A 19,581-nucleotide genomic window follows, 5' to 3' on the forward strand; every position below is an offset into this window, starting at 1 on the left:
CACACCGTTGCGCCCGGCCACGGCGCTGCTGAATGTGCCCGCATGTGCCCGCGGCTCGGATCGCCCAGCCGGCCGGGCTGCCCGCCGGCGAACTGCGCGGCCGGCGCTGCAGCGTTGAGCGGCTGGCAGAGGACGACGCTGGCGGACTCCGCCTGCTGGACGATCCCCGAGTCTTGTCAGCGGCCGGTTCAAGTTCTGCGCGTCGATTGGCCATGGTGTGATCGTCCGCGGGCTGATGGAACGCGATCTTCGTCTCCAGCTTCCTCGCGGCTGCAACTTTCTCCAGGCCCGCCGGATCATCATGCGCGGCGCTGTAGTGGGGCTCACAGCCGATCCCGCGCCCTTAGCGGGGGTGGCGAGGATCGGACCTCGTGGTCGCAACCCAATAGCGACGTTTCTGCTCGGTGACGTCCAGCAACTGGCCGCCGTTGGCTTCGATGACTCGTTGGGAGGCGATGTTGGTCCTGTCGCACATGACCAAAGCCTCGGAGATGCCCAGGGACCGGGCGATCGGCAGCGCTGCGGCGAGCATGGCCGTCGCGTGGCCCTGGCGGCGTGCGCTGGGGCGGACGTCATAGCCGATGTGGCCGCCGAACCGCTCCAACACCGGCGTGAGCCGGTGCCGGATGGCCAGTCTGCCCAGGAATCGCTCGCCGTCGACCCACCACAGGGTGGTCATCGGCACGAATCCGGGGCGCGTACCCGATGGGTTCCGCTCGTCGACCACGCGCGCGGTGTACGCCTCGAAGGCCGCCGGGTCCACCAGGGCCTTCGGGTCGACGTCGTCGACGAACCAGGGAACCGGATAGTCCTGGTCGGCACGGAACTCGGCCACCGCGGCCAGGAACGACGTCAGCAATGTGCTGCTCGGGTCGATGAACTCCGGCATGGCGCCATGATGCCCACGAGAGTGGGTGACGCCAAGACATTGTCGCTGCCCCGGTCATCACCTGGCGACGTATGCGTCCAGAAGCTTCGTGGCTCCCTGCGGCTCGCAGGTCCTCGCCTTCTGGTCACTCCGAGAGCTTCCGGTAGGTCGTCGGCCGTCCCTGCCTCCTAGTTGCTCGACGAGCCTTCTCGATCTCAGTTCGCGGAGTGCCTTTCGAATGTTGGGTGCGGGCAGGTGTAGTTCTTGCTTCAGTTCCGCGACGGTGCAGGTGCCGGTGGCTAAACCGGATGGCGGCGTCGATGTAGTGCGCGGGGGGAAGTCCGGCCTCGGCCAGCGCATCGCTGACGATTGGGATGCCGGTCGCCAACGCCTCGACCACTCGCGCGCCTGTTCCCGGTGTGCGGGCGTGTTGGCGGATCGCGATAAGCCGCGCGTTACGAGCGGAGGTGACGGCATCCCGGCCGAGCCGATCGACCGTCGCGCCGTAGGTGGGAGCGGTAGCAGCTGCCGTTGTCGGCGGGACCCGGCGTACGGTGATGCGGCAGGCGGTGAAGCACGGTGTAGCGGCCGATCGAACGTGGTCAGGGGCGGTCACAGGTTGAAGGCGTCTTTCTCATTCCGGCCCGCCGAGCAGCGCGTCTGATCTTCGTTCTTGCGCTTTGGTCTGGTAGCTGGCACGGTGCCGGGCTGTGGGGAGGAGACGCTATGTCGCCAGGGGTGTTTCCGGTGGATACCGGATCTGGGACAACAAGGTGCGCCGCTGGTGGGGTGACCTCTACGAGTTGTGCCCTGACGACCTGCTCGACGAGCTGAACGGCGCACGGGATCCCGGCAGGCTCACGACGCTGCTCAAACGCCACAGGGCGGAGAAGCGGTAGCCGAAGGGCGGGGGCATGCGGAAGAGCGTTCGGATGCGGCAGGAGGCGTGGTGCGGGTCGTGTGGGTGGTGGTGGCGGCGTTGGTGGTCATTCCGCTGGTCGGGTTGTTTGTGCTGGTAATGAATCCGGTGTGGCGTGATGACGCCCGGCTGGAGGCCTTTTACGAGCGGGTGGCCGCCTATCCGCTTCCGCCTGGTAGTCGGGAAGCGTTTCTTCAGGATCGCGATGTGACCTTTGGGAAGAACCTGGTGGGGGGCAGCGGCTCCTATTGCGACTATCGGGTTCGTATCACGCTGGAGACCTCGCTCTCGCCGGAGGAATTCCGTCGCCATTATGCGGGTGCCGCGATTGCTGGGCCGAGCATAAGGCGATGATCTCGGTGTATTTCGCAGAGGTGAACTCTGCTGGTGGGCGCCGGGTCATCGTTGAGGCGTATGACTCTCACAATTGGGACTGGGACTGGCGCTGCTATTGACATCGGCACGCGGCAGAGGAGTCTGCGTCACGAGTGCGCGGGTATCCGCAGGTCGAGGGCGGTTTGTGAGCGGTTTGCCGCACCTTCCGTGAGCAGTCTGCCGCTGCTTGCGTGAGCGGTTTGCCGCACCTGGTGTGAGCGTTCTGCCGTCCGTGTTGTGGTGTTCTGTTGCTCGGTGGTCTGCGCCGGTGGTCGTCGCGGGGGGGGGAGTGGGTCAGCGGCCCTGGCGGCCCTTGCGGTTGTGGCGAGGGGGTGGGGTGCGGCGGGGGGTGGGCTTGCGGGTGGTCTGTTGGGGTTTGGGGGTTTTGGTTTTGGTCTTGGGGGTGGGTTGGGTGCGGCCTCGGGAGCTGTTGGAGGTGCGGCCGCGGACTATGCCGATGAAATCCTCTACCTGGTCGGTGGTGGCTTCTGCGGGCCAGGCCAGGGCTATCTGGGATTGGGGGGCGTCCTGGACGGGGCGGTATGTGAGGTCGCGGCGGTGGTGGAGGCGGGCCAGGGATTGGGGGACCAGGAGGAGGCCGGTGCCGGAGGCCACGAGCTCGATGGCGTTGGCTGTGGTGGGTGGGCGGGTGAAGGCGGGGTTGCCTGGGAACGACGGCCATTCCAGGGTGTCGTCCAGGGGGTGGAAGATGTCTTCGTCGGCCAGGTCGGCGAGGGTGAGCTCGTCTACGGCGGCTATCGCGTGGTCCTTGGGGACGACGACCACCGTGGTCTCCACGTACAGGGGGATGACGCTCAGGCCGTCGCGGTCGATCGGGAGGCGGACGAAGGCGGCGTCGGCTGCACCCTCGCGCAGGAGGGGCACCAGGTCGGCGGCGGGGACCGTGGTGAGGGTGAGGGGGATGTCGGGTATCCGCTCGGTCCAGACGTTGACCCATTTCGCGGGGGTCACCCCGGGCGCATAAGCCAGGCGGAACTCGGTGCCGGTCTCCCCATCAGTCATGGGGTCAGGGTATCGATGTCATGAAACCCGTTCTGACTGGCTACCCTCGACGCCATGACCTCGTCCAAGCCGAAGACCGTCCAGACGATGAAGCCCGAGACCGCGGCCAAGAAGCTGGGGGTGCTGCTGGCCGCCACTCCCGAGGAGTTCCGGGCGGGTGTCGTCTCCAGGGACGAGCTGAACGCGTTGCAGTCGGCGCCGCCCGCCTGGCTCGCCGACCTGCGCCGCAACGGCCCGCACCCCAAGCAGGTCGTCGCCGCGAAGCTGGGTGTCTCCATCTCCGGCCTGGCCAGGGGTGGAATCACCGAGCCGCTCACCACCGCCGAGATCGAGCAGTTGAAGGCGGAGCAGCCGGAGTGGCTGGAGCGTGAGCGGGGCATCCAGGCCGAGGCCCGCAAGGAAGCCGCCCGCCTCAAGCAGCGCTAGGTCTGTCTTCCCTGGGTCTGCCCTGGGTCTGCGCAAGGTCTTCCCGGTGGTGGGATCGCTGTCGAGGGCGGGGGCTGTTCGACGGTGCGGGGCGCGGGATCGTTCCCCGGAGTCGCCCCGTTTCGCCGGCGGTGCCGCCGGGCTCAGGCGTGTGGATGCACGGTGAGGAACGGGCCGTGGGTCTGAGTGCCGTCCGGCTTCGACCAGGCGCCGGAGACGTGGCCGGTCGCTTCCGGTGGGAGAGGGGTGGCGGCGTGGAGGACGCGGTGCAGGCGGAGGGTTGTGCCGGGTGGGCCGGGGAGGATGGTGCCCTCCGCGTCGTCCGTGGTGCCGCTCGCCGAGGCCTGTGTTGAGGTGCTGTTCGCCGGGGTCTGTGCTGTGGTGGCGCTCGCCTGGGCTTCTGTGGTGGGGTCGCTCGGCTGAGCTGCTGTCGAGGTGGCGGTGTATGAGCGGGTGATGTGGGGGGCGGGGGCGTCGGTGGTGTTCTGGTCCTGGGGTTGGGCGCGGCCTTCGACCAGGGCCGTCAGTTCGGCGATCAGCACGGGGTCGTGGCAGCCGTCGTAGATCCAGCGCCGGCCCAGCACCCCGTGCTCGGCGGTGCCGATGAGCGCGTGGCCTGCCTCGTCGAGCGGAGCCCCGCGGTACGTGAGCGGCACCAGGTACGCCGTCGCCCGCCCGTCCGAGACGTCGTTGACCACCATGAACTCGATGCCGACCGCGCCCTCGGGGTCGTCCAGCCGGAAGCCGCCGCCCTTGGCCAGCTCGGGGCCGGCCGGGCCGCCGCGGTACCACGGCCGGGTGGGGAGCCAGGTGGTGAGCAGCTCCAGCTTGGTCGGGGTGAGGGTCGTGTGGTGGATGACGGCCATGCTGGAGGTCGCTTTCGTCGTGCGGGTAGGGACCTCCGGATTGTACGGATAGTACGGATGGAGGGGGCGGCGGGGGCAGATCGGGACAGGGCGGGCGTCAGGTCGTGACAGGAACGGGTGTCAGGTCGTGACCGGGGCGGGCGTCAGGTCGTGACGAGGGCCGGCGTCAGGTTGTGACGGGAGCGCCGTTGGCGGTGACGTTTTTGAGGACGAGGTTCTCGGGTTGAACCCGTGCCCAGGCCCCTCGAACCTGGTCGGGACCAGCGGCAGGTACGCCTTCGGGTCGGTGCTGAACAGCAGCGTGGCCCCGGCGGTGACGTGCGGGTCCACGTTGCTCAGCGGGTGGACGGCACCGGTGCGGAAGCGTCCCTCCGGCACGTCCACGTGGCTGCCGCCCGCCTGGTGGCAGGCTCTGATCGCGGTACGGATGGCCGCCGTGCAGTCCGTCACCCCGTCCCCGACGGCGCCGTAGCTCCTGATGTCGAAACGACGGTGGGGGAACTTCGGGCCTCGTACGTGGGCGGCTATCCGGTTGGCGCGGGCCCAGGGGTCGGGAGTGATGGCTGGTGCGGCCCCAGTGAAGAGGAGCGGAGTGGCGAAGGCGGAGGCGGCCACGGTGCGCATGGCGTCACGGCGACTGATCCCGGGTGCCCAGAATGGAGGCGGCTCCTGCTGGAGGAGGTGGGTGCGAAGGCGGGTCGGGTGTGGAGGGGTCGGACACGAAGGGCGGGAACGCCCGCCGCCGCTAGACCGGGCAGGCCACGGAGGTGCCCGAGCGGATCGAGTACAGGTACACCTGCCGCAACCCCGGCGGCACCACGCCCCGGCCCGCGCAGAGCACGAAGTCGCCGTTCAGCGCGTGCAGGACGACCTGGCAGTCCGGCGGCGGGGCGTTGGTGAAGGAGCCCACGGTCCGGCCGAGGAGTGAGCCGATGAACGGTGCGCACTCGTCGTACACGATCTGCTTGACCGGGTTGGTGTAGGTGGTGCTGGAGTAGAGCGTGAACTCCCCGGCAGGCGCCGCGGCGGAGGCGGGAACGGCGGCGGTCAGAGTGAGGGCGGCGATGGCGGCGGCGGCGATGGCCGCGCGGCCGTGGCGCAGGATGCGTAACATGCTTCTCCTCGGAAAGGACGGACGCGCGCTGTGCACGCCCGCGAAGAGGAACCCCGTTGCGCGGCGCATCCGCCATGAAAGTGCCCCAGGACGCGCGCGTGGCCTCATCATGAGCGCGGCGGGCACTTCTGTAAAGCGACCCCGCCGCACGAGGCCTTCGCCGCACGAGACCTCTCCGCACGAGACCTCCCCGCATGAGACCTCCCGCAAGAGACCTTCGCCGTAAAGCGACCTCGCCGTAAAGCGACCCCTGTTCCCTCTTGCCTGAGCGCGCCAGTAAGGCGAATGTGGAGGTACGCATCCCCGGGGGTCGCGATCCCCGGTGGACGGTCCGGCCCGGACAGCGAGATGGGTGGCGGTGGCCGAGAGGCCACCAGACCTGCCGCCGCTTGACGGTGCCTCTGCTGGTCCGGGCCGGATCTCGATCAGTGCGGCCGGATCTCAAGCCGTGCGGGTCAGCCTCGGGTCTCCACCCACATGCTGACCGTCGTGTGCGGCGTGATGCCCGTGTAGGACACGGTGCCGACGGGCTGCCACGGGCCCTCGATCGGGATGAGCCCGACCTCCGGCAGGAAGTGGCGCTGCAGGACGCGGATCCGGTGCTCGCCGGTGCCCGAGGTGCACAGGCTGTACGCCCCGCGCGTCTCGGTGGCGAACTGGGCCGTGCATCCGGTGGGGGTGGCGGAGGCGGCGGGGGAGGCCGCGATGAGCAGGGCGGTGGTCAGGGTGGCCGAGGCGGCGCCGGCCGCCCACCTTCTTCTCGCGTGCATGGTGGCTCCTCATGGGGGATGGGTGGAGCGGGCGAGAATGCTTAGGAAAGTTTCCTAAAAGTGGGCGGCGGCGTCAATGGGCTACCAGCGGTCGTGCACCTGCGGCCGGATGAGCTCGTCGTAGACGTCGCGCACCGCGTCGAGCGTGGCGGCGTCCAGCGGCGGCACCGAGGCGGCCGAGGTGTTGCCGGCGGCCTGGCCCCGGTTGCGCGCGCCGGGGATCACCACCGAGACGCCCTCCTGGTCGAGCACCCAGCGCAGCGCGAACTGGGCCATCGTGAGACCCTCGGGCACCAGCGGCGCCAGCCGGCGCACCGCCTCCAGGCCGGTGGCGAAGTCGACGCCGGAGAAGGTCTCCCCGACGTCGAACGCCTCGCCGTGCCGGTTGTAGGTGCGGTGGTCGTTGTCGGCGAACGTGGTGTGCTCGTCGTACTTGCCCGACAGCAGCCCGCTGGCCAGCGGAACGCGGGCGATGATGCCCACCCCGGCGGCCCGCGCGGCCGGGATGACCCGCTCCAGCGGCTTGAGCCGGAACGCGTTGAGGATGATCTGCACCGTCGCCACGCCGGGCCGGGCGATCGCGGTCAGCGCCTCCTCGCAGGTCTCCACGCTCACGCCGTACGCGGCGATCTTCTTCTCCGACACCAGCGTGTCCAGGGCGTCGTAGACCTCGTCGGAGGAGAACACGGAGCTCGGCGGGCAGTGCAACTGGACCAGGTCGAGTGTGTCCATGCCCAGGTTGCGGCGGGAACGCTCGTTCCAGGCCCGGAAGTTGGCCAGCACATAGTTCTCCGGGACCTGGTCCATCCTGCGGCCCATCTTGGTGGCCACGAACAGTCCCTGCCGCTCCTTGATGAAGCGGCCGATGAGGCGCTCGCTGCGCCCGTCGCCGTACACGTCGGCGGTGTCGATGAGGGTGACGCCCCCGTCCACCGCCGTCTCGAGCGTGGCGAGCGCCTCGTCCTCGGTCATCTGGCCCCAGTCCGCGCCCAGCTGCCAGGCGCCGAGGCCGACCACGCCGACCTGGCGTCCGGTACGTCCCAACACGCGCTGTTCCATGGTCGTCACCCTTTCTCGTACGTGAGCAGCACCAGTGTCGCGGATCGCGGGCGCTGCCACGTACCCGGCCCGATCAGGACACGGTCAGGCGGCGGTGCGGCGGGCCAGCCGGTGATCGTCGAGGGTGCGCGCGATCGTGTGCACGGCCCGGCGCAGCGTGACCCCGTCCAGGTGCCCGAACCAGAAAGCGATCCCGTTGCGGGGCGCCCGGCCGGGATGATGGAACGCGGCCAGCTCGGCCACGTGGACCCGGCGCGCCCGCAGCAGCCGGACCACCGACTCGGCCGGGACGGCGGACGGCAGCAGGAGCGCGGCCGAGGCGCCGGAGTGCGTGCCCAGCAGGCGGGTGCCCGGGTACGCCCCGAGTGCCTGGCGGACGAGCGCCCGCTTGGCGCCGTACAGGAGGGACAACTGCTCCGCCCGCCTGGCCACGAAGCCCGAAACCAGCAGCTCCGTGAGCGCGAGCTGGCACGTGACCGCCGGCCGCTCCCGCCGCGAGCGCACCGCGCTCAGGTCCCGCTCCACCTCTCCGGCCGGCCGGCGCGGCAGCACCGCGAACGACAGCCGCAGCGCCGGCGGGAGGAGATCGCGGAACGAGCCCGTCATGGCGGTCGACCACGGATCCCCGAGCGCCGGCCCGCTGGCGAACCGGCCGTCGAAGGCCGGCTCCAGCACCAGCCCGCCGCTGTCGCGGGCCCACGCGGCCAGGGCGCGGCGGCGTCCGAGCGGCAGGCGGGTGCCGTACGGGACGCCCCGGTCCGGCAGGACCACCACGACGTCGCAGGAGCGCGGGATCAGGTCGGGGCGGGCGCCGGAGCCGTCCGCGGGAAGGGGCAGCACGGTGCCGAGCCGGGCGAGCTCGGCCCTGAGCCAGGGCGGCGCGGGATCCTCCAGGGCGATGACGGGATCGGGCCCGCCCCGCGCGCGTACGGCCAGCGCGAGCGCGTCGGCGGCCCCGGCGGTGACGATCACGTCGTGGCCGTCGGGCACCAGGCCGTGCGTGTCGCGCAGGTGGGCGCCGATCGCGGCGCGCAGCGCGGGCAACCCGGCGGCGGGCGGCTCGCCGAGGTGCGGGGCGCGCTCACCGGCCCGCCGCCAGGCCGCCCGCCACTCCGCCAGCGGGAAGCCCTGCGTGCTGGGCAGGCCGGCGCGCAGGTCGATGGCCGTCTCGGTGGAACGCTCGGGCTCGCGGACCGGCGGGCGGCCGGTGGGGTGCGAGACGTAGGTGCCGGAGCCGTGGCGGCCGCTCACGTACCCCTCGGCCAGCAGTTTTTGGTACGCCGTCAGGGCCACGCCGCGCGAGGTTCCGAGAACGGCGGCCAGGGTGCGGGTGGACGGCAGCCGGGCGCCGGCGGCCAGCCACCCGTGCTGGATGGCGGCGCGGAGCTGGGCGGCGAGCTGCTCCTGCAGCGGCTCCGGCAGGTCGCGGTCGAGTGTGATCGCGACATTGAGCCCTTGCGGATGACGCATGGATGATCCCCCAGTGAGTGTCGGAACGTGGCCCCTCCCCTCGGGCGTGCCATCCCGTTCCACCGGCGTTCCATCCGCGATGCGGCCGGGGGATCACCGCGGCCGGTACGAACAGCGCACCCCCGTCTGCACGCAGGCGCGCAGCTCCTCGCCGAGCACCGCGTCCACGGCCTCGATCCGGGCCAGCGCCCGCCTGATCGCCTTGCCGACGGCGATCCTGGCCCGCTCGTCGCCGTCCGCGAACGGCCGCGCCCGCCCGCCGATGCCGGTCGCCGCCGCCAGCTCGCTGATCAGCCACTCGCGTTCCAGCCGCACCGCCGCCGCGCGTTCGAGGTCGTGCATGGACTCCAGCTCGTCGATCTCGGCCTGCAGCCCGGCCAGCCGCTGCCGGTAGGTCTCCCTGGCCAGGTCGTCGAGCATCGGCTGGGCCGAATCGCCCTGGCCGGCCGGCCGGCACGCGCCCGCCGCCAGGTCGGCGGCCGGGATCTCGCGCCCGGGGTTGCCGGCCAGCGTGGCCAGGTACCCCATGCCGACGCTGTGCTCGACGAGCGCCATCCGTCCGCCCAGCTCGACCTGCCAGTGCCGCCCGTGGCGGCGTAACCGGCACGGGCGGCCTGCGCCGCCGGCCCGCCCGGCGGCGGCGGGCAGTACCATGCCCAGCTCCCTGGCCTCCCGCGCGGCGGCCGCCTGCTCCGCCCGAGCCGCCTCGCTCGCGGGGCCGTCACGCTGGGCCAGCGCCTGCCCGAGCCGGCAGCGCGACAGCGTGGCGGCCGGCCAGTGGCTCAGCGCCAGGTTGTCGTGCACGGCCGCGCGCAGGTGCCGTACGGCGAGGTCGAGGTCGCCCTGGGTGAGCGCGGCCATGCCCAGCGAGTGCTGCGTCGAGCCGAAGCAGGCCACGCCGAGGCTGGCCACCATCGGCAGGTGCGCGTACGGGCTCAGCAGCGTGTACGCGCGGGCGGCCGTGCCGGCGTCCCCGAGCAGGTGCGCGGTCTCGACGACGCAGTACATCGACAGCAGCCACGTGCTGGAGCTCGGCAGGTCGCCCAGGTCCCGGCCGCGCAGCCGCGCGAGGTGGCCGGCCGCCTGGCGGCGGTCGCCGGAGACTGCCGCGGCCAGCGCCAGCCCGGCCAGGTAGGAGTTGTCGATGGGGCTGAGCGTGGGGGAGCTGACCAGGCCGTTCATGGCGGGCAGCAGCTCGGCGACGCGGCCCTGGTACCAGCGGACGGCGGCGAGCTGGCCGCCGTACCAGCCGGTCGCGTCCATGTCCCCGGCCGTCTCGCCGAGCTCGTAGCACTCGCCGGCCAGCCGCTCCGCCTCCTCGAAGCGGCCCGCCCTGATGGCGAGCATGACCCGCATCGCGGCGGCCACGTAGCCGACCGCCAGGTGCGGCTGCTCCGCCAGCAGGCCGCGCAGCTCCTCCAGGCAGCGCTCCGCGTGCGGGTCGGCGGCCAGGTACAGATCGGCCGTGCGCCACATGAGCCCCATCAGCAGGTCGCCCCTGCGCCGGGTGACGGCGGCCTGGCCGATCAGCTCGGCGGCCAGCTCCTTGCGCAGCCGTCCGTGCTCGGGGCCCAGCAGGCAGTGGTGCGCCAGGCTCAGCGCCTCCGCCAGCATCTCCGCGTCTCCCGCGCCCCTGGCCTGCTCCAGCAGGCGCAGGATCTCGTCGTGGGCGCCGCCGCGGTAGTCGTCCTCGCCGCACATCCGTACCCGCAGCCGCAGCGCGAGCGTGGATCCGGGGTCGATCAGCGACAGCGCGTGCCGCTGGCGGGCGCGCACCATCTCCGACTCGGCCGCCGTCCGGTGCTCGCGCACCCAGATCCCGCCCAGCCCCAGTGCCGCCCGGGCCAGCGCGGGCGGGTCCCCGCACGCCTGCGCCTGCCGGTAGGCCGCGTCGAACCAGCGCCGCGCGGTGCGCAGGTCCCCGTTCACGTACAACGCCCGCTCGCCCAGCACGAGGGACAGCCTGAGCTCCGCACACGAAGGCGGGCGCACGCCAAGCCCTTCCGCAACGCTCACGATTCCGCTCCCCTGTCGGTCATCCTTATGGAGCGTCGGCAGGGCCCTCCGAATACTGTTCTAAGAAACCGTGCACGTTTCAAGGGCCCGTACGCTGAACGTCATGATTCGTCCTGCCACACCCGCCGACGTCCCCGAGATCATCAGCATGATCCGGGAGCTCGCCACCTACGAGAAGGCCGCCCACGAGGTGCGCGTGACCGAGGAGCAACTGCGCGACACGCTCTTCCGCGACGATCCCGCCGCCTTCGCGCACATCGCCGAGCAGGACGGCGAGGTGGCCGGCTTCACGCTGTGGTTCCTCACCTACTCGACCTGGCGCGGCGTGCACGGCATCTACATGGAGGATCTGTACGTACGCCCCGAGCACCGGGGCGGCGGCCACGGCGTCGCCCTCATGCGGCGGCTGGCCGAGATCTGCGCCGAGCGCGGCTACCAGCGGCTGGAGTGGTCGGTGCTCGACTGGAACCCGGCCATCGGCTTCTACGAGAAGCTCGGCGCGGTCAACCAGGACGACTGGTACCGCTACCGGCTGACCGACGAGCCGCTGCGCCGCCTCGCCACTCTCCGCGACTGAGACTTCCGTCAAGACGCGCGTCCGACTTCACACCCGGACGCGCGTCACGCGGGTCACGCACGACGGCGTGGCCCGCGTGACGCGTCCGCTCAAACGCCGGCGTGGGACCGGCTCCGCGTGCTCTCAGCCTGCTCGAACACGCCCATCTCGCCTTCCTGCATGTCGCGATGCGTCTCCTCGATCCGCAGCGCGACGCCGAGGGCGAAGAACGTGGGCGCCCACTCCCCGATGAAGATCCCCCAGCGGTCGGCCCGGTCGAGCCCGGCCCGCTCGGTGTTCTTGGACATGAACCAGGTTCCGAAGGACAGAGCGATGGACGCCAGCCCCGCGGTGTACATGTGTCCGGATCGCACGCCCATCTGATGCAGCTTTTTGATCATGTTTCCCCCCTTGCTGTGAGTGCTGTTACCCCAGGCAGGGCCAGGTAACCGATCATTACCGGCATGTTTCGTACGTGACGCTTGTGCGGAGCTTGTTACCGCGGTGAATCACCCGTAACGAACTCACGGCCACGCAGGGTCAAAGTGCGTAACGAGCCCTTCCTACCGTGGTGAATCCGGACGCCGAGCGTAGGAGAGGTCGATGGCGCGCTGGATCGCCGAGTGGCATCCCGATGACCCAGCCTTCTGGGAGAGTTCAGGCAAGCGCGTGGCACGGCGCAACCTGATCTTCTCCATCGTTGCCGAACACCTCGGCTTCACCGTGTGGACCCTGTGGAGCATCGTGGCGACCAAGCTGGGGTCGTACGAGTTCACCACCGACCAGCTCTTCTGGCTGATCGCCCTGCCCAACCTGATCGGCTCGGTGCTGCGGGTCCCCTACACCTTCGGCCCGGCCAGGTTCGGCGGCCGGAACTTCACCGTGGTCAGCGCCCTGCTGCTGCTCATCCCCGCCGTGCTGCTCGGCGTGGCGGTGGGGAACCCGGGCACGCCGTACTGGCTGTTCCTGGTGATCGCGGCGCTGGCCGGGTTCGGCGGCGGGAACTTCGCCTCCAGCATGGCCAACATCACCTACTTCTACCCGCGCGGCAAGCAGGGCGTCGCCCTCGGGCTGAACGCGGCCGGCGGCAACATCGGCGTCAGCTCGGTCCAGCTCGTCATGCCGCTGGTGATCGGCTCGCTCGGGCTGGCCGCGGCCGGCTGGTTCTGGGTGCCGTTCGTCCTCGTGGCCGCGATCTGCGCCTGGTTCTTCATGGACAACCTGACCAGCGCCAAGGCCGACCCGCGCGAACAGCTCGCGGTCGCGGGCAAGGCCCAGACCTGGATCATGTCGTTCCTCTACATCGGCACCTTCGGCTCGTTCATCGGCTACTCCACCGCCTTCCCGCTGCTCAGCGCGAGCCTGTTCCCCGGCGCGCCGTTCGCCGCGGTGGCCTTCGCAGGACCGCTGATCGGCTCGCTGATCAGGCCCGTCGGCGGCTGGCTGGCCGACCGGCTCGGCGGCGCGCCCGTCACGCTGTGGAACTTCGCCGCGATGGGCGGCGGCGTGCTGCTGGTCTGGGCGGCCAGCACGTCGGGCAACTTCTGGCTGTTCTTCCTGGCCTTCCAGGTGCTCTTCCTCACCTCCGGCATCGGGAACGGCTCCACGTACCGGATGATCCCGGCCATCTTCCAGGCCAAGGCGGTGGCCGAGCGCGGCGAGGGCGAGGAGGCGCTGCTGTACGGCAAGCGCCAGGCCTCGGCAGCCATCGGCATCATCTCGGCGGTCGGAGCGCTCGGCGGGTTCCTGATCAACCGGGCGTTCGGGATGGCGTTCGCCGCGGCCGGCACCCCGGCCCCCGCCTTCCTCGCCTTCGGTGTCTTCTACGTGTCCTGCTTCGCCCTGACCTGGTGGTGCTACACCCGCAAGGTCGGCGTCAACGTGGTGGCGAGCCTCGCCCATGCCAGGGTCTGACGTGACGGCGACCCACTGCCCGTACTGCGCGCTGCAGTGCGGCATGGAGATCGGCCCGGGGGTGGCCATCACCCCCAGGACCGACATTCCGGCCAACGCCTCGGGCGCGCTGTGCCAGAAGGGGTGGACGGCGGGCGAGCTGCTCACCAACGGCGAGCGCCTGACCACGCCGCTTCTGCACGGCGAGCCGGTGGCCTGGGACGTCGCCCTCGACTACGTGGCGGACCGGCTGTCCGCCATCCGCGCCGAACACGGCCCCGACGCCGTGGCCGTGTTCGGCGGGGGCGGGCTGACGAACGAGAAGGCGTACTCGCTGGGCAAGTTCGCCCGGGTCGCGCTCGGCACCAGCCAGATCGACTACAACGGCCGGTTCTGCATGTCCTCGGCCGCCGCCGCCTCCATCAGGGCGTTCGGCATGGACCGGGGCATGCCGTTCCCGATCACCGACCTGGCCGAGGCAGACGTCGTCCTGCTGGCCGGGGCGAACGTGGCCGAGACCATGCCGCCCTTCGTCCGCCACGTGACCGGCCCGCGGGTGATCGTCATCGACCCGCGCCGCACCCAGACCGCCAAGCTGGCCTGGCTGCACCTGCAGCCCGCTCCCGGCACCGATCTGGCGCTGGCCCTGGGCCTGCTGCACCTGGCCGTCGCCGACGACCTGGTGGACGAGGCGTATGTCGGCGCCAGGACCTCCGGGTTCGAGGAGGTGCGCACCTCGCTGTCCGCCTGGTGGCCCGAGCGGGTCGAGCGGATCACCGGCGTGCCCGTGCACCAGATGCGGCAGGCGGTCAGGGCCATGGCGGCGGTGGACAAGGCGTACATCCTGACCGGGCGCGGCGCCGAGCAGCACGCCAAGGGCACCGACACCGTCACCGCGTACATCAACCTGGCCCTCGCGCTCGGACTGCCCGGCCGGCTCGGCTCCGGGTACGGGTGCGTGACCGGGCAGGGCAACGGGCAGGGCGGCAGGGAGCACGGGCAGAAGGCCGACCAGCTGCCCGGCTACCGCAAGATCGACGACCCGGCCGCCAGGGCGCACATGGCCGAGGTGTGGGGGATCGCGGCCGAGGACATCCCGGGGCCCGGGCGGTCGGCGTACGAGCTGCTCGACGCCCTCGGCACCAGGGAGGGGCCGCGCGCGCTGCTGCTGTTCGGATCGAACCCGATCATCTCCGCGCCCGCCTCCGAGCACGTGGCTGATCGCATCGCCGCCCTCGACCTGCTGGTGACCTGCGACTTCGTCATGTCGGAGACCGCGGCGCTGGCCGACGTGGTCTTCCCCGTGACCCAGTGGGCCGAGGAGGGCGGCACCATGACGAACCTGGAGGGCCGCGTCCTGCTGCGGCAGCGGGCGGTCGCGCCGCCCGAGGGCGTCAGGAGCGACCTGGACGTCATCTCCGCCCTCGCCGCGCGGCTCGGCCACCGCTTCGAGACCGAGCCGGTCAAGGTCTTCGACGAGCTGCGCCGCGCCAGCGCCGGCGGCCCGGCCGACTACTCCGGCATCACGTACGAGCGCATCACGGCCGAGACCGGCGTCTTCTGGCCCTGTCCCACTCTGGATCACCCGGGCACGCCGCGGCCGTTCCTCGACTCCTTCGCCACCCCGGACGGCCGGGCCAGGTTCGTGCCCGTCCAGCACCGGCCGCCCGCCGAGGAGATCGACGCGGACTACCCCCTCTACCTGAGCACCGGCCGGGTGCTGGCCCACTACCAGAGCGGCGCGCAGACCCGCAGGATCGCGCCGCTCGTCCGGGCCGCGCCGGAGCCGTACGTCGAGCTGCACCCCGACCTGGCCGAGCAGCTCGACATCGGCCCCGGCGACGTCGTGCGCGTCAGCAGCAGGCGCGGCGAGGCCAAGGCCGTGGCCAGGATCAGCGACGCGATCAGGAGGGACACCGTGTTCATGCCCTTCCACTGGGAGGGCGCCAACCGGCTCACCAATCCGGCCCTGGACCCGACGTCGAGGATGCCGGAGTTCAAGGTCAGCGCCGTCAGGGTGGAGAGGGACTCATGAGGCTCGTCGTCGTGGGCAACGGGATGGCCGGGTCGCGGCTGATCAGTGAGGTACGCGCCCGAGACCCGCACATGAAGATCACCGTGTTCGGCGCGGAGACGTGCCGGCCCTACAACCGCATTCTGCTGTCGAACGTGCTGGCCGGCAGCTCCAGGCCGGAGCAGGTCCGGCTGGTCGACCCCGCCTGGTACGAGGCCCACGACGTGGAGGCCGCCTTCGGCAGCGCGGTCGCCTGGATCGACAGGGAGACCAGGCACGTCGTGACCGAGGACGGCCGGCGCGAGCCGTACGACCTGCTGGTCCTGGCCACCGGCAGCGACGCCATCGTGCCGCCGATCCCCGGCGTGGACCGGGCGATCCCGTTCCGCACGCTGGAGGACTGCGAGCGGATCATGGCCGCGGCCGAGCACGCCCGCGGGGCCGTGGTCGTCGGCGGCGGCCTGCTCGGCATCGAGGCCGCCCGCGGCCTGGCCGGGCGCGGCCTGCCCGTCACGCTGCTGCACCTGGCCGGGCACCTCATGGAACGCCAGCTCGACAGCGAGGCCGGCGTCGTGCTGGGGGAGACGCTGGCCGGGCTCGGTGTGGGGATCCGTACCGGCGTCAGCGCCTCCCAGGTGGAGGAGGGCGGCGTCCGGCTCGACGACGGCGAACTGGTCGAGGCCGACCTGGTCGTGCTCGCCTGCGGCGTGCGCCCCGTCACGAAACAGGCCGCCGACGCCGGGCTGGAGGTGCGGCGCGGCGTCGTCGTGGACGACGAGATGCGCACCGACGACCCGTCGATCTTCGCCATCGGCGAGTGCGCCGAGCACGACGGCACGGTGTACGGCCTGGTCGCCCCCGCCTGGGAGCAGGCCGTGGTGGCCGCCGAGGTCATCACCGGCGGCAAGGCCCGCTACCGGGGCTCCCGGCTGGTCACCCGGCTCAAGGCCAAGAGCGTCGAGCTGGCCGCGATGGGTGAGACGCATCTCGGTGAGGAGCACGCCGAGGTGGTGCGCTTCAGCCACCGGGCCCGCGGCACCTACCGCAAGCTCGTCATCCGCGACGGCCGCCTGGTCGGCGCGATCCTGCTGGGCGAGAGCGACGCCGTCGGCACGCTCACCCAGCTCTTCGACCGTGGCGGTCAGGTGCCGGGCGACCGGGCCGGGCTGCTGTTCCCCGGGCTGTCGTCGGCGCCCGTGACCGACAGCCCGACGCTCATGCCCGACGCGGCCACGATCTGCCGGTGCAACAACGTGACCAAGGGTCAGATCAGGGCGTGCTGGGAGGCCGGGGCGCGGGACGTGGCCGGAGTGGCGGCCGCGACCAGGGCCACGACCGGATGCGGTACCTGCCGCGACGCCGTGGAGGGCATCGTCGGCTGGCTGTGCGAGCAGGAAGGGATCTCCGTGTGAACAGGATCGTCGTCGTCGGGTACGGCCCGACCGCGCACCGGCTCGTCGAGACGCTCACGAGCAGGGGCTTCGCCGGCACCGTGACCGTGATCGGTGAGGAGCCGCGCCCCGCCTACGACCGGGTGGCGCTGACCTCCTACCTGTCCGGCACCACCGTCGAAGACCTCACCTACGACGTGCCCGCGGGCGTCGTGACGAGGCTGAACACCCGCGTCACCGGCATCGACAGGGACGCCCGCCGGGTCGTCCTGGCGGACGGCGGCGCCGAGCCCTACGACGTGCTCGTGCTGGCCACCGGCTCCGCGCCGTTCGTGCCGCCGGTGCCGGGCGCCGAGCACGCCTTCGTCTACCGCACGATCGAGGACCTCGACGCGATCAGGGTGGCCGCCAAGGACGCCGTGGAGGGCGTCGTGGTCGGCGGCGGCCTGCTCGGCCTGGAGGCCGCCGACGCGCTGCGGGCGCTCGGGCTCAAGGCGCACATCGTCGAGATGAGCCCCTGGCTGATGCCGCGCCAGGTGGACGAGGGCGGCGGCTCGGTGCTCAAGTCGCACATCGAGGGGCTCGGGCTCAGCGTGCACGCCGGAGCCGGGGTGCAGGAGATCGTCGCCGACGACGAGGGCCAGGTCACCGGGCTGCGCAAGCCGGACGGCAGCCTGGTGCAGGCGCAGGTCGTCGTCTTCTCGGCCGGGATCAGGCCGCGCGACGAGCTGGCCAGGTCCTCGGGGCTCGACGTCGGCCCGCGCGGCGGCATCGTGGTCGACTCCGCCATGCGGACCTCCGACCCGTCCATCTACGCGATCGGCGAGTGCGCGCTGTCCGGCGGCATGGTGTACGGGCTCGTCGGGCCGTGCAACACGATGGCCGAGGTGGCCGCCGACCGCATCATGGGCGGCTCGGCCGCGTTCGAGGGCGCCGACCTGTCCACCAAGCTCAAGCTGCTGGGCGTGGAGGTGGCCCAGTTCGGGGCGATGGAGGGGGCGCTCGACGTCACCTACATGGACCCGGTGGGCGGCGTGTACAAGAAGCTGTTCATCAGCGACGACGCGCGGACCCTGCTCGGCGGCATCTGCGTGGGCGACGCCTCGCCGTACACCTCGCTGCGGCCGTTCGTCGGCAAGGAACTGCCCGCCGCGCCGTCCGACCTGCTGTTCAGCGGGGCCGGCGCGAGCCTCGACCTGCCGGACGAGGCGCAGGTCTGCTCGTGCAACAACGTGTGCGCGGGCGACATCCGCTCGGCGATCGCCGACAAGGGCGTCACCGACGTGCCCGGCATCAAGGCCTGCACGCGGGCGGGGACGACCTGCGGCAGCTGCGTGCCGATGCTCAAGCAGCTGCTGGAGAAGTCGGGCGTCGAGGTCAGCAAGGCGCTGTGCGAGCACTTCACGTACTCGCGGGCCGAGCTGTTCGACATCGTACGGGTGCGCGGCATCACCACCTTCTCCGAGCTCATCGGGCAGCACGGGCAGGGCCGCGGCTGCGACATCTGCAAGCCGGCCGTGGCCTCGATCCTGGCCTCGCTGCACAACGGGCACGTGCTGGAGGGGGAGCGGGCCGCGCTCCAGGACACCAACGACGCCTTCCTCGCCAACATCCAGAAGAACGGCACGTACTCGGTCGTCCCGCGCATCCCCGGCGGCGAGATCACGCCGGACAAGCTGATCGTGATCGGCGAGGTGGCCCGCGACTTCGGCCTCTACACCAAGATCACCGGCGGGCAGCGGATCGACCTGTTCGGCGCCAGGGTCGAGCAGCTGCCGGAGATCTGGCGGCGGCTGGTCGACGCCGGGTTCGAGTCGGGGCACGCGTACGGCAAGGCGCTGCGCACGGTCAAGTCCTGCGTGGGCTCCACCTGGTGCCGCTACGGCGTACAGGACTCCGTGGGCATGGCCATCGGGCTGGAGCTGCGCTACCGCGGCCTGCGCTCGCCGCACAAGCTGAAGTCGGCCGTCTCCGGCTGCGCCCGCGAGTGTGCCGAGGCCCGCTCGAAGGACTTCGGCATCATCGCCACCGAGCAGGGCTGGAACCTCTACGTCGGCGGCAACGGCGGCTTCAAGCCCCGCCACGCCGACCTGCTCGCCACCGACCTGACCACCGACGAGCTGATCAGGACCATCGACCGGTTCCTGATGTTCTACATCCGCACCGCGGACCGTCTGCAACGCACGGCCACCTGGATCGAGTCGCTGGACGGCGGCCTCGACTACCTCCGTGAGGTGATCATGAACGATTCACTCGGCATCTGCGCCGACCTGGACGCGCAGATGAACCACCACGTCGCCACGTACGCCGACGAATGGCAGGCCACGCTCGACGACCCGGAGAAGCTCAGCCGGTTCGTCAGCTTCGTCAACGCCCCCGGCGTGCCCGACCCGTCGATCGTGTTCGGCAGCGAGCGCGGCCAGATCAGGCCGGTGATGGCCCCATGAGCTGGACCTCGATCTGTGCCTACGACGCCCTGCTGCCGGAGCGCGGCGTCTGCGCCCTGGTGGACGGCGTCCAGGTGGCGCTCTTCCGTACGTACGAGGGAGAGCTGTACGCGCTGTCCAACCTCGACCCGTTCAGCGGGGCGTACGTGCTCTCCCGCGGCATCGTGGGCACCAGGCGCGGCGAGCCGACGGTCGCCTCGCCGCTGCACAAGCAGGTGTTCTCGCTCGTGACGGGGCTCTGCCTGGACGACGAGAGCGTGTCGGTGCCGGTCTACGCCGTGCGGGCGGAAGGCGGGTACGTCGAGGTCACTGTGCGTCAGCTCGTGGAGGCCGGCGTCTAGAGGGAACCTTCGCGGGGACGCACGGCGAAACGC

19 protein-coding genes are annotated in these 19,581 nt (G+C 71.3%); 9 read left to right on the forward strand and 10 right to left on the reverse strand.

Going from position 1 to position 19,581, the window contains the following annotated elements; translation table 11 throughout:
- Nucleotides 1-343: 343 nt before the first annotated feature.
- Nucleotides 344-889, reverse strand: a complete 546-nt coding sequence (locus B0I32_RS00250; RefSeq protein WP_106233888.1) for a GNAT family N-acetyltransferase — start codon at nucleotides 887-889, stop codon at nucleotides 344-346.
- 689 nt (nucleotides 890-1,578) lie between these two features.
- Between B0I32_RS00250 and B0I32_RS00260 the strand changes: the two genes are divergently transcribed.
- Both B0I32_RS00260 and B0I32_RS00265 read left to right on the forward strand, forming a co-directional pair.
- Nucleotides 1,579-1,767, forward strand: a complete 189-nt coding sequence (locus B0I32_RS00260) for a hypothetical protein (protein ID WP_106233889.1) — start codon at nucleotides 1,579-1,581, stop codon at nucleotides 1,765-1,767.
- Nucleotides 1,768-1,814: 47 nt separating this feature from the next.
- Nucleotides 1,815-2,141 (forward strand): hypothetical protein, encoded by a 327-nt coding sequence (locus B0I32_RS00265; protein ID WP_146177985.1) that lies wholly within the window; start codon nucleotides 1,815-1,817, stop codon nucleotides 2,139-2,141.
- Nucleotides 2,142-2,456: 315 nt separating this feature from the next.
- Here the strand turns inward: B0I32_RS00265 and B0I32_RS00270 are convergent, their stop codons facing one another.
- Nucleotides 2,457-3,185: a LysR family substrate-binding domain-containing protein gene (locus B0I32_RS00270; protein ID WP_106233892.1), complete on the reverse strand. Its 729-nt coding sequence runs from the start codon at nucleotides 3,183-3,185 to the stop codon at nucleotides 2,457-2,459.
- 54 nt (nucleotides 3,186-3,239) lie between these two features.
- On the opposite strand from B0I32_RS00270, the gene B0I32_RS00275 reads away from it, so the two are divergent.
- Nucleotides 3,240-3,611: a DUF5997 family protein gene (locus tag B0I32_RS00275; protein WP_106233894.1), complete on the forward strand. Its 372-nt coding sequence runs from the start codon at nucleotides 3,240-3,242 to the stop codon at nucleotides 3,609-3,611.
- A 143-nt stretch (nucleotides 3,612-3,754) separates the two neighbouring features.
- On the opposite strand, the gene B0I32_RS00280 is transcribed toward B0I32_RS00275, so the two are convergent.
- From B0I32_RS00280 to B0I32_RS00310, 7 genes are all read right to left on the reverse strand, one after another.
- Entirely contained in the window at nucleotides 3,755-4,477 is a 723-nt protein-coding gene (locus tag B0I32_RS00280; RefSeq protein ID WP_106233895.1) for a maltokinase N-terminal cap-like domain-containing protein, read from the reverse strand.
- A 120-nt stretch (nucleotides 4,478-4,597) separates the two neighbouring features.
- Nucleotides 4,598-5,101, reverse strand: coding sequence for a glycosyl hydrolase family 28-related protein (locus B0I32_RS00285; protein WP_106233897.1), 504 nt, complete (start codon nucleotides 5,099-5,101; stop codon nucleotides 4,598-4,600).
- A gap of 121 nt (nucleotides 5,102-5,222) precedes the next feature.
- Nucleotides 5,223-5,591 carry a hypothetical protein gene (locus B0I32_RS00290; protein ID WP_106233898.1) on the reverse strand — a complete coding sequence of 123 codons (369 nt, stop codon included), beginning with the start codon at nucleotides 5,589-5,591 and terminating at the stop codon, nucleotides 5,223-5,225.
- Between the two features lie 455 nt (nucleotides 5,592-6,046).
- Nucleotides 6,047-6,361: a hypothetical protein gene (locus tag B0I32_RS57365; protein ID WP_181306868.1), complete on the reverse strand. Its 315-nt coding sequence runs from the start codon at nucleotides 6,359-6,361 to the stop codon at nucleotides 6,047-6,049.
- An 81-nt stretch (nucleotides 6,362-6,442) separates the two neighbouring features.
- Nucleotides 6,443-7,420, reverse strand: coding sequence for an aldo/keto reductase (locus B0I32_RS00300; RefSeq protein ID WP_106233902.1), 978 nt, complete (start codon nucleotides 7,418-7,420; stop codon nucleotides 6,443-6,445).
- 84 nt (nucleotides 7,421-7,504) lie between these two features.
- The gene (locus B0I32_RS00305) at nucleotides 7,505-8,890 is read right to left on the reverse strand and encodes an aminotransferase-like domain-containing protein (RefSeq protein ID WP_106233904.1); all 1,386 of its coding nucleotides are present in this window, start codon (nucleotides 8,888-8,890) and stop codon (nucleotides 7,505-7,507) included.
- A 93-nt stretch (nucleotides 8,891-8,983) separates the two neighbouring features.
- Nucleotides 8,984-10,906, reverse strand: coding sequence for a hypothetical protein (locus B0I32_RS00310; RefSeq protein ID WP_245955414.1), 1,923 nt, complete (start codon nucleotides 10,904-10,906; stop codon nucleotides 8,984-8,986).
- 103 nt (nucleotides 10,907-11,009) lie between these two features.
- Between B0I32_RS00310 and B0I32_RS00315 the strand changes: the two genes are divergently transcribed.
- On the forward strand, nucleotides 11,010-11,483 hold the full coding sequence (locus B0I32_RS00315) for a GNAT family N-acetyltransferase (RefSeq protein WP_106233907.1): 474 nt from the start codon (nucleotides 11,010-11,012) through the stop codon (nucleotides 11,481-11,483).
- 89 nt (nucleotides 11,484-11,572) lie between these two features.
- Here the strand turns inward: B0I32_RS00315 and B0I32_RS00320 are convergent, their stop codons facing one another.
- A complete protein-coding gene (locus B0I32_RS00320; protein ID WP_106233909.1) occupies nucleotides 11,573-11,863 on the reverse strand; it encodes a hypothetical protein in 291 nt (96 codons plus the stop codon).
- A 202-nt stretch (nucleotides 11,864-12,065) separates the two neighbouring features.
- Here B0I32_RS00320 and B0I32_RS00325 point away from each other — a divergent pair, with 202 nt between their 5' ends.
- Genes B0I32_RS00325 through nirD form a run of 5 tightly spaced genes read left to right on the forward strand, consistent with a single transcriptional unit; the run spans nucleotide 12,066 to nucleotide 19,548 of the window.
- A complete protein-coding gene (locus B0I32_RS00325; protein WP_106233910.1) occupies nucleotides 12,066-13,376 on the forward strand; it encodes an MFS transporter in 1,311 nt (436 codons plus the stop codon).
- 1 nt (nucleotide 13,377) lies between these two features.
- Nucleotides 13,378-15,390, forward strand: coding sequence for a molybdopterin oxidoreductase family protein (locus tag B0I32_RS00330; RefSeq protein WP_219911577.1), 2,013 nt, complete (start codon nucleotides 13,378-13,380; stop codon nucleotides 15,388-15,390).
- Nucleotides 15,387-16,781 carry an FAD-dependent oxidoreductase gene (locus tag B0I32_RS00335; RefSeq protein WP_106233914.1) on the forward strand — a complete coding sequence of 465 codons (1,395 nt, stop codon included), beginning with the start codon at nucleotides 15,387-15,389 and terminating at the stop codon, nucleotides 16,779-16,781. The genes B0I32_RS00330 and B0I32_RS00335 overlap by 4 nt, the downstream gene beginning before the upstream one ends.
- Complete coding sequence (gene nirB / locus B0I32_RS00340) at nucleotides 16,778-19,207, forward strand: nitrite reductase large subunit NirB (RefSeq protein WP_219911578.1); 2,430 nt, start codon at nucleotides 16,778-16,780, stop codon at nucleotides 19,205-19,207. The genes B0I32_RS00335 and nirB overlap by 4 nt, the downstream gene beginning before the upstream one ends.
- On the forward strand, nucleotides 19,204-19,548 hold the full coding sequence (nirD, locus tag B0I32_RS00345; RefSeq protein ID WP_106233917.1) for a nitrite reductase small subunit NirD: 345 nt from the start codon (nucleotides 19,204-19,206) through the stop codon (nucleotides 19,546-19,548). Before nirB ends, nirD begins: the two co-directional genes overlap by 4 nt.
- The last annotated feature ends 33 nt before the right edge of the window (nucleotides 19,549-19,581 follow it).

Source organism: Nonomuraea fuscirosea (assembly GCF_003001935.1).
In the GTDB taxonomy this organism is placed as follows: Bacteria; Actinomycetota; Actinomycetes; order Streptosporangiales; family Streptosporangiaceae; genus Nonomuraea; species Nonomuraea fuscirosea.